The organism is Longimicrobium sp. (assembly GCF_036387355.1).
GTDB lineage: Bacteria > Gemmatimonadota > Gemmatimonadetes > Longimicrobiales > Longimicrobiaceae > Longimicrobium.
The window spans coordinates 1-8844 of record NZ_DASVTX010000101.1 but is presented as its reverse complement, the minus strand read 5'-3'; the positions used below and the strand labels follow the sequence as shown (position 1 = coordinate 8844).

Genomic DNA, 8844 nt, shown 5'->3' with positions numbered 1-8844 from the left:
GTGCCCAGTGCCCAGTGCCCAGTGCCAAGGGCAGGAGTTGGGGAGGGGAAAGGCTCCGCGCCTTTCTCTAGGCACTTGAACCTGAGCACTGAGCACTTCCCCTCCGCACTCCCGCACCCAGCACTCCCGCACTTCAGTTTTCTCACCCCCCCATCACGAACACGATCTGCTTGATCCGCCCGTCCGTCTTGCCGGCGTTCACGTGCCGCATCAGGTCGGACTTCATCATGTTCAGCTCCATCAGCCACGCCGAGGTGCGCACGGCCACGATCAGCGTGCCCTCGGACACGCGCAGCGGCTCGGTGACGGCGGCAATGGCGGGGCCCACGCGCTCCTCCCACTCGGGAATGATGGACGCCGCCTCCACCTTGGGACCGAGGCCGCTGCGCACCAGGTAGCGCGCCAGCAGGTCGCCTACGGCCTGGGGGTTTCCAGCGTTGGGATCGCGACGGGTCACGGCAGCGAAGCAGCGGGCGGGCACAGCGGGTGGACCGGTGAATCTACCATCCCGACGGCACGCGCGAAACCATCCCGGGGAGGCCGGAACGTGTCTCGCCCCGCCACGCCCGCCAACGCACGACGCCTCCCGCACCGGTGCGCGAGAGGCGTCGTCGTCACCGCCGCGGGCGCGTCAGTCCTGCAGCAGGACGCCGTCGCGAATGCCCCAGCGGGGGAGGGTGTCGCCCCGGACGTGAAAGTCGGTGGGCTTGGGAGAGGTGAGGATCACCTGCCCGCCCTCCTCTGTTTCAATCCAGTCGATGATGCGCTGCGAGCGGCCGGGGTCCAGCTCGGCGAACACGTCGTCCAGCAGGATGAGCGGCTGGCGGCCGCGCGCCTCGTGGATGGTCTCCGCCTCCACCATCCGCAGCGCGATGGCGCCGGTGCGCTGCTGCCCCCCGGAGCCGTAGGTGCGCAGCTCCAGCACGGCGCCGTCCGCGCCCGGCGTGGTGAAGCGCAGGTCGTCGCGATGCGGGCCCACCAGCGTCATTCCGCGCCGCTGCTCGCGGTCCGCGGCGCGCACCAGGGCGTCGCGAAAGGCCTCCGCCACCTGCGCCTCGCCTTGCGCCTCCGCCATCTCCGGCGCGGAGGGCGCGTACCCCAGCCGCCCGGGCTGCCCGCCCGCCACCCGGGCGTAGTGCGCGGAGAAGCTTTCCGCGTGCGCCGCCACCCAGGCACGCCGCGCCGCGATCACCCGGCTGCCGGAGAGGACCAGCCCGGCGTCCCACACCTCCACCAGCGCGCGGGCGCTCCCCTTTCGCAGCAGCGTGTTGCGCTGAAAGAGCGCCTGCCGGTAGCGCTGCAGGGCAGCCAGGTAGCCCGGCTGCGCGAGGGACAGGACGATGTCCAGAAAGCGCCGCCGCCCGCCCGGCCCGCCCGCCACGATCTCCACGTCCGACGGGCTGAAGATGACCGCGCCCACCTGCCCCAGCGCGTCGCCCAGCCGCTCCGGCTCGGCCCCGTTCAGCGCCACCTTCTTCTTGCGCGCCCTCCGGTCGAACGCGGCGGCCACGGTGCGCTCCGCGCCCGCGCCGTCGGACAGGCGGGCCTCCGCGCGGAACACCTCCTCGCCAAAGCGCACCAGCTGCTCATCGGGGGCGCCGCGAAAGGAGCGAAAGATCTCCAGGTAGTAGATCGCTTCCAGCAGGTTGGTCTTCCCCTGCCCGTTGTCGCCCACCAGCGCCGCGCCCTGCGGCGGAAACTCCACCACCTGCTCGGCGAAGTTGCGGTAGTTGCGAAGGTGCAGGCGGGAGAGGAACAAAGGGCGGTGCGGGAGGGGGAAGCGGAGTGCAAAAAACGTTCAGCGGAGGCGCTTTACGCTGCGCTCGCCTACCTCGTACTGGAACGGACGGGGCTCGGCGGCGGCGATGCGCTTGATCTCAGGCCAGTGCTTGATGACCGTCTGAATGGTCTGGCACAGCCGGGGCGAGTGCTTTCCGGGGAGCAGAAAGAAGGCGCCTACCTGGTACGCCCGCAGCGCCGCGGCCTCGTGCCCGTTCCGCGTGATGCGGACGTCGCGCGACAGGATGCACCATTCCCGCTCGCCGGCATGGCGGATCCACGTTTCGTCCGGGGTGCCGGGGGCAAAGATCTTGTTGACGTGCTGCACGGACTCGCCCAGGCTGGTCAGTGCATCCACCAGCCCGGGCGGCATGTGTGCGTCAAACAGCAGCGTTACGCCGCGCGCCGCCACTGCTCGAACTCCACCGCGAGCTGCACCTGGCGCTCGGGGATGGTGTACAGCCACGCGACCCGGCGCAGCGCGTCATTGCCCGCGTACTCCCGCTCCGCCTGGTATACGTCGGCCAGGGTGGCGGTGGGAACTCCCACGTCCGCCAGCACCGGCGCGCCGAAGGAGACCAGCGGGTCCAGCACCACGCGCGCTTCCTTGCCCAGCGGCCACCAGCGCGTGGGGGTCTCCAGCGGATCGAACTCCAGCTGCCCCAGGTACGGCTTCACGATGGACGTGAAAGCGTGCTGGCCGTGGCCCACCAGGCGCACCAGCGATTCGCCCCCTTCCGCCTCGTCCAGCATGGCGTAGATGCCGCCCGGGTCCGCGAAGAACGTGCGCATCGCGAACGGGTGGTCCGTGTTCAGGATGCGGGCGGCGACGCGCGCGGCCTCGTGAATCTCCTTCCACGGGGCTCCGGCCTTGCGGAACCCCTTGATGAACATCAGTTCGACCAGTTCCACAAAGGTCAGCGCCCGCTGCCCGTCCAGCTCCGGCAGCTCCGTGCGGATCAGCGGGTCGTACGTCACGCTCGTTCCCGCACGCACGCGCGAGTAGCCGAACGCCCAGCGCCGCACTTCCTGCGGAGGGGCTTTCAGCAGCGCCGCGGCGTCGGCGGGTGAGTAGATGCCTGTTCCGAGCATGCGGATCTCCGGCGTTGAATACGGGGCCAAAGATAACCCGAAACCGCGACCCGCAAAAGATTGTCGGCTGGTGGCTCAGACCTCCACGCCTTCGTGGCGGAGGAGCCAGCGCTTGGTGTCCAGGCTCTTGCCCTCGCCGCCCTCGCCCGCGTAGCCGCCGATTCCGCCGGTGGCCACCACGCGATGGCAGGGAATCACGATCGGCAGCGGATTGTTGCGGTTGGCCTGCCCGATGGCGCGCGCGGCGCGGCACTCGATCGCGTCCGCCACCTGGCCGTACGTCCTCGTCTGCCCAAAGGGAATCTCGCAAAGCGCCTGCCAGACGCGCAGGCGGAACTCCGTGCCCTCCGGCGCCACCGGAAGATCGAAATCGCGGCGCGTTCCGGCGAAATACTCGCGCAGCTGCCCGGCGATCTTCCACCCCATGGGATCGTCGCGCGTGGGCTCCATCCGCGTGCCGGCCGGCGGATGCGAGCCCTGCGGCCAGTAGTGGATGCGCCGCAGCACCTGGTCATCGTACTCGATGAACAGCGGCCCCACCGGCGAGGCCAGCAGCAGCCGCCGCACCGCCGACGACGGCTCGAACTGGCGCCTGTGCGTCATCGTCATCAACCGCAACTCCCTGCTACGAACGTTTGCGCGACACGCCGGTGGCGCGCGGCGGCCGTGCCGTGGTCTGGTGCTCACACCAGGCACGACGTGCCACGCGGGTCATCCTACCAGTCTACCGAGAACCCGGCTGGCCACTCGCCTCGGCATCGCGGCGTCATCCTGAAGGAGCATGGCACCACACCATCCGCCTCGCAGCACCCTGTGCGACTGAAGGATCCCGGACCGAAGCATCCGGGGCGCCGCTGTCCCGCGCGGCGTGATCGCAACTTCTCGCGGCGCCCGCGGACTTGATCGCACGCCGCGCCACCCGTTGTGTGCCGGATGCTGCGTGGCGGAATTCTTCGGTCGGCGCCAGAGTGTGAGCACGCTGTTGGCCCGCGCGGCGCCTCCCTCAGAATGACACGCACAGGCCGAGGCGCTCCCGCAAGCGAGTTTCTCAACACGCTCGGTCAACGGGATGACAGCGTTTTGTGCTGTATCGGGTTGCCCTGCCGCGGCTTGCCGTCCCGAAGAGGCGCCGCCGAGAGCGGGCGGCGCCCGATCGTCTCCGCGCCTACCTGCCCGTGAACGCGGCGGTCCGCTTTTCCAGGAACGCCGTCATCCCCTCGCGCATGTCGCTGGTGGCCGCCAGCAGGCCGAACAGGTTGCTCTCCAGCGCCAGCCCGTCATCCACCGACATCTCCATCCCGCGCGTGGTGCATTCGATGGCGAGGCCCAGCGCAATCGGGCCGTTGGCGAGAATGACACCCATCATCGCCCGCGCCTCCTGCATCAGCGCGTCCTTCTGCGATCCCTCTTCCGGCTTGCGCACCACGCGGTTCACAAGGCCGATGCGGTACGCCTCGTCGGCCTTGATGAACTGCGCGGTCAGCATGAGCTCCAGCGCGCGGCCCTTGCCGACGATGCGCGGCAGGCGCAGGGTGCCACCGTAGCCGGGAATGATGCCCAGCTTGACCTCGGGAAGCCCGAACTGCGCGTTCTCGCTCGCGATGCGGAGGTGGCAGGCCAGCGCCAGCTCGCACCCGCCGCCCAGCGCGAACCCGTTCACCGCCGCCAGGACCGGCTTGCGCGAAAGCTCGATCTGCCGGAACACGCGCTGCCCCAGCCGGCTCACCTCGATGCCGTCCACGGGGCCCATCTTGGCGAGTTCGGCGATGTCGGCCCCGGCCACGAAGCCCTTCTCGCCCACGCCGGTCAGAATCACGCCGCCCACGTCGTCGCGCCCGGCGATCTCCTCCATCGCCTGGCCCAGCTCGCGGATGGTCTGCTCGTTGAGCGCGTTCAGCTTGTCAGGACGGTTGACGGACAGCGTGGCGATGCGGTCCTGGACCTCGAGCTGGACGTTCTGGTAGTCGGCCATGACAGGGACGGTGCGTGAGTGCTGGGTGCGTGAGTGCGTGGGCCCTTCTGCGGGCACAAGGTACGCGCGCGCGGGCCGTCGTGCGAGAGGGGCGGCGCGCTCAGCCGGCCGGGCGGGTGGGCGCGTCCCGCGGCTCGTACCGCTCGATGTAGTCGCCCACGCGCACCTTGCGAGCGGTGTTGGTGGACGAGACGTAGCGCACCGTGCCGTACACCGGCCGCTCCGGCCCCCAGGCCCGGTCGTAGCGCCCCATGCACCAGAAGATGCCGCTGGCGGAGTTGGGATTGCGCCCGTCCAGCGCCCAGCGGTTGTTGATGTGGAGCATCCACTCCACGGCCTCCCGGGGGGTGCGGGTCCACTCCAGGAACCGCTTGCCCCATACGATGCGGAGATAGTTGTGGATGCGCCCCTCCGCGCGAAGCTGTCCCTGCGTGGCGTTCCAAAGCCGGTCGTAGCTGTGCCCCGCGTCCAGCTGGTCGCGGGTGAACAGGTCCGCGCGCGCGTCGCCGCCGTGCTTCTTCAGCGTCGCCAGCGCCCAGGCGGGGAGCGAATCGTATTCGTCGTGCCCCGCCACGCGGAACGCCGTGTTGTACGACAGTTCGCGCCAGGTGATGAACTCTTCCAGGAACGCCTCGCCGTTGGGGCTCACGCCCCACCATCCCTCGCGCTTGCCCGTGGGCTTGTCGCCCAGCCGCTCCGGCGACCATCCCTCCGCGTTCAGCACGTCGCGCAGCACCTGGTGCGGCGACACGAATCCCCAGTGCAGATACGGCGACAATCCGCTCGCCGCCGCCACCTGCGGCTGGTTGCGGTCCGCCGCGTACCGCTGCAGCCGGTCGCTCACAAAGCTGGCCAGCACCTTTCGCCCGTGCTCCGGCCCGCCGCGAAAGTCCACCGCCGGCACGCCGTGGTCGATGGGGAACGCGTCGAGCGAGCCCGGCTTGCCGGCGAGCAGGTCCGCGGACGCCGCGGGCCAGCGTTTGAGGATGTCCCTGGGCAGCGCCGCGAGCCGCGGCAGGTCCAGCCTGCGCAAGGGATCCGCGACCGGCGCGCGGCCCAGGTGCGGGCGAAGTTCGCGCTGAATGAAGCGGCGGAAGTGGTGGGCGTGCGAAAACGCCTTGGGCGCGGCGCGCAGCGGCAGGATCCCGTTTCCGTCGATGGCCTCCCCCCGCACGGGAAGGCGCGGCGCCGTGGCAGCGAGCATGCGGGGGAGAAAGAAGTCCGGGAACTCGTCGGTAACCACGACGCAGGCGCGCGCGGCGAGCGCCTCCAGCAACCCGCTTCCCGCGCCGGGCGACGGCTCCACGTACGGGTGATGCGTCACGCCCGCCTTGGCGAACCGCGCCGCGTTGTCGGCCATGGCGTCGATGGCGAAGCGGTGGAAGCGGTCCGACGCCCAGGGATACGCGACGCGAAGCGCTTCCAACACCACGAGCGGCTTTCCCAGCGCGCGCGCCCACTCGATGGCGCGGTCCAGCGCGTAGCTGTCGTGCGTGCGCCGGGCCATCACCATCCAGTACAGCACGTACTCGCCGTCCGCGCGCACCTCGGCCTCGTTGGCGGCCACGACGCGCAGGTCGGGAACGGCGGACTTCAGTTCGGCGGTCATCGGCAGAAAGGGCGCGGGCGACGGTTGTGCATCAACCCTGTTCAATCTTTTCGCCCAGAGACAATCGCGCCAGTCTCGCCCCATTGCAACCTTCCCGTTGAAAGGGCGCACAATCCAAAGAAAGTTCTAGGTTCGGGGCACCCGGGGCTGTACCGTTGCGGGGCAGTTCACCCCCTCGAGACGGAGATGCACCATGTCACAGGTAGTCCTCAGTCAGGCCGGCCCCCTTCCCATCAAGACCACCGTGATGTGGCCCAGCAGCGAGACGGTGATGGTCGCGCTGTCGGGTTCGGCATGGAGCCCGTCCGCCAACAGCACCGTTTCCGTGAAGCTGAGCATTCACGCCACCACGATCGGCACGGTGCAGATGTACGCGAACGTGAACGGAACGCACATGGCGTTTCCCACCGGCTTCTTTGCGGTGAATGGGGAAATCGGCGAAACCACGCTCGAGATTACCGCCAACAACGCGACGACGCTCACGGACCTGAACGACACGTTCACCGTCGCGCTGATCTTCTGAGCCCCGCCGGAGCATCATCCGCTCCCTGAACAACGACGGCCCCGGCGAGACTGCTCTCGCCGGGGCCGTCGTTGTTCTCCCCCACACTTCCGCCGCGCCCTCCGCTTGAGTGCAGTTCGGGCGGTCAGCCGAAGCACGCAATCAGGCGTTCTGCTGCGCCATCTTGGCGACGCGGGCGGCCATGCGCCGGGGGATCAGGCGCGTGCTGAAGGCCATCACCCGGTTAGCCGCGCCGGTGATCACGACGGGCTTGCCGGCGCGCATGGCCGCGTACCCCGCGTCGGCCACCTCGCCGGCCGTCATCACCTGGCCGCCGCGGAACAGGCGCGAGTTCTCCATCCCCGCCGCGACCTGGAACTCGGTGCGGGTGGCGCCCGGGCACAGAGCGGTGACCGTCACGCCGGTGCCGTCCAGCTCCACCGAAAGCGCCTCGCTGAAGCTGAGCACGTACGCCTTGCTGGCGTAGTACACGGCCATGAGCGGCCCGGGCTGAAAGGCGGCGGTGGAGGCCACGTTCATCACGAACCCGCGCTTGCGCTCCACCATACCGGGGAGGAACAGCTTGGAGAGGTGGGTGAGCGCGACCACGTTCACCTGCAGCATCTCCAGTTCGCGGGCGAGCGCGGTAGGCTCCCCTTCGCCGACATCCACGAACGTCCCCGCCAGCCCGAAGCCCGCGTTGTTCACCAGCGCGTCCACGGTGAGGCCCAGGCCGGCGACGGAGTCGAACAGCGTCTGCGGCGCGGCGGGGTCCGTGAGGTCCGCGGGGATCACGTGGTGGCGCACGCCGTACTTGGCGGAAAGCGCCTCGCCCACGCGCTGCAGCCCTTCGCGGCTCCGCGCCACCAGGATGACGTCCCATCCGTCGCGGGCAAAGCGCTCCGCCAGTTCCGCCCCGATCCCGCCCGATGCGCCCGTGACCAGCGCCGTTCCCTTATCCGCCATCGCTCCCTCCGGAGTCGTAGAAGAGGTTGTCATGTGATCAGGAGGCCGCGCCGGCCGCCTCCGCCCGCATTCCCATCAGCAGCGACGCCAGAATGCGCCGCAGGTCCCGCTCAAAATCCACCCGCGCCGGCTCCATCTCCGGCCGCTCCATCACCCGGCGGATGACGGCGCTCGGTTCCGCGAGCTGCCACACGCCGATGACCAGCGCGTGCAGGTGCACCAGAAAGCGCGCGCCCTCGCCGGGCTTCATCCACCCGAGCCGCCGCTCCAGCAGCGCGCCCGTTCCCGCCGCGCGCTGCAGCGACCGCTGCTTGAAGCGCAGCGCCGCGTCGAAGTCCACGTTGTGCTCCACCACCGTGGGGAGGATGCTGAGCAGCCGGGCAAGCGTTTCGCGACCGCGGACGGAGGCGGCGAGGGCGTCGGCGGCCTGCGTGGGCGTCCATTCCCCGCCACCGCCGAGCCGCGCGTCCACGTCGTCGAACCAGTCCTCGAACAGGCGGTCCAGCAGTGCCAGGAACAGCTCTTCCTTGGTGCGGAAGTACAGGTACAGCGTGCCCTTGGCGAGCCCCGCGCGCCCGGCCAGCGCCGCCATGGTGAACGCCGGAAAGGAGGGTTCCGCCTCGTACATGTCGCGGGCGGTGTTCAGGATCTCCTGCCGCCGCTCCGCCTTGGCCTCGTCGCTTCGTGCCCTGCGCATCGCCCGCCTATTTTGTTACTGACTGAGGGTCAGATATAGGATAGATGACTCACGGTCATTTGTCAACGGGGATGATGTGGGGGAGGCTGAGCGAATGAATTCGCCGCAACAAAGGCGGAAAGTCTCCCCAAACAGACGGGGAGACTTCACCTGCACGGGGGCGGAGGGGGCGGGTGTTGACGGCGGGCTTTCGTCCATCGTTGAGCGGATGAATCCGCCGCTCGAAC

General features: G+C 69.5%; 10 protein-coding genes. 1 reads left to right on the top strand and 9 read right to left on the bottom strand.

Going from position 1 to position 8844, the window contains the following annotated elements:
* Nucleotides 1-142 precede the first annotated feature (142 nt).
* The 7 genes from VF665_RS04800 to VF665_RS04770 form a co-directional block, all read right to left on the bottom strand.
* Complete coding sequence (locus VF665_RS04800; protein ID WP_331052276.1) at nucleotides 143-457, bottom strand: DUF721 domain-containing protein; 315 nt, start codon at nucleotides 455-457, stop codon at nucleotides 143-145.
* A gap of 174 nt (nucleotides 458-631) precedes the next feature.
* Complete coding sequence (gene recF / locus VF665_RS04795) at nucleotides 632-1759, bottom strand: DNA replication/repair protein RecF (protein WP_331052275.1); 1128 nt, start codon at nucleotides 1757-1759, stop codon at nucleotides 632-634.
* Nucleotides 1760-1798: 39 nt separating this feature from the next.
* Entirely contained in the window at nucleotides 1799-2191 is a 393-nt protein-coding gene (locus tag VF665_RS04790; RefSeq protein WP_331052274.1) for a DUF5615 family PIN-like protein, read from the bottom strand.
* The gene (locus VF665_RS04785) at nucleotides 2173-2871 is read right to left on the bottom strand and encodes a hypothetical protein (protein ID WP_331052273.1); all 699 of its coding nucleotides are present in this window, start codon (nucleotides 2869-2871) and stop codon (nucleotides 2173-2175) included. Before VF665_RS04785 ends, VF665_RS04790 begins: the two co-directional genes overlap by 19 nt.
* A 75-nt stretch (nucleotides 2872-2946) precedes the next feature.
* Entirely contained in the window at nucleotides 2947-3480 is a 534-nt protein-coding gene (locus VF665_RS04780; protein ID WP_331052272.1) for a methylated-DNA--[protein]-cysteine S-methyltransferase, read from the bottom strand.
* A 556-nt stretch (nucleotides 3481-4036) separates the two neighbouring features.
* Nucleotides 4037-4843 carry an enoyl-CoA hydratase-related protein gene (locus tag VF665_RS04775; protein WP_331052271.1) on the bottom strand — a complete coding sequence of 269 codons (807 nt, stop codon included), beginning with the start codon at nucleotides 4841-4843 and terminating at the stop codon, nucleotides 4037-4039.
* Between the two features lie 100 nt (nucleotides 4844-4943).
* Nucleotides 4944-6452, bottom strand: coding sequence for a hypothetical protein (locus VF665_RS04770; protein WP_331052270.1), 1509 nt, complete (start codon nucleotides 6450-6452; stop codon nucleotides 4944-4946).
* A gap of 193 nt (nucleotides 6453-6645) precedes the next feature.
* Here VF665_RS04770 and VF665_RS04765 point away from each other — a divergent pair, with 193 nt between their 5' ends.
* Nucleotides 6646-6975 (top strand): hypothetical protein, encoded by a 330-nt coding sequence (locus VF665_RS04765; RefSeq protein ID WP_331052269.1) that lies wholly within the window; start codon nucleotides 6646-6648, stop codon nucleotides 6973-6975.
* Between the two features lie 141 nt (nucleotides 6976-7116).
* On the opposite strand, the gene VF665_RS04760 is transcribed toward VF665_RS04765, so the two are convergent.
* Nucleotides 7117-7920 (bottom strand): SDR family oxidoreductase, encoded by an 804-nt coding sequence (locus tag VF665_RS04760; protein WP_331052268.1) that lies wholly within the window; start codon nucleotides 7918-7920, stop codon nucleotides 7117-7119.
* Between the two features lie 37 nt (nucleotides 7921-7957).
* Nucleotides 7958-8617, bottom strand: a complete 660-nt coding sequence (locus tag VF665_RS04755; RefSeq protein WP_331052267.1) for a TetR/AcrR family transcriptional regulator — start codon at nucleotides 8615-8617, stop codon at nucleotides 7958-7960.
* Between the last annotated feature and the right edge of the window lie 227 nt (nucleotides 8618-8844).

Coding starts and splice junctions, on each gene's coding strand:
- VF665_RS04785 (WP_331052273.1), bottom strand. CDS start 2,871: ATGCTCGGAACAGGCATCTACTCACCCGCCGACGCCGCGGCGCTGCTG.
- VF665_RS04780 (WP_331052272.1), bottom strand. CDS start 3,480: ATGACGATGACGCACAGGCGCCAGTTCGAGCCGTCGTCGGCGGTGCGG.
- VF665_RS04775 (WP_331052271.1), bottom strand. CDS start 4,843: ATGGCCGACTACCAGAACGTCCAGCTCGAGGTCCAGGACCGCATCGCC.
- VF665_RS04770 (WP_331052270.1), bottom strand. CDS start 6,452: ATGACCGCCGAACTGAAGTCCGCCGTTCCCGACCTGCGCGTCGTGGCC.
- VF665_RS04765 (WP_331052269.1), top strand. CDS start 6,646: ATGTCACAGGTAGTCCTCAGTCAGGCCGGCCCCCTTCCCATCAAGACC.
- VF665_RS04760 (WP_331052268.1), bottom strand. CDS start 7,920: ATGGCGGATAAGGGAACGGCGCTGGTCACGGGCGCATCGGGCGGGATC.
- VF665_RS04755 (WP_331052267.1), bottom strand. CDS start 8,617: ATGCGCAGGGCACGAAGCGACGAGGCCAAGGCGGAGCGGCGGCAGGAG.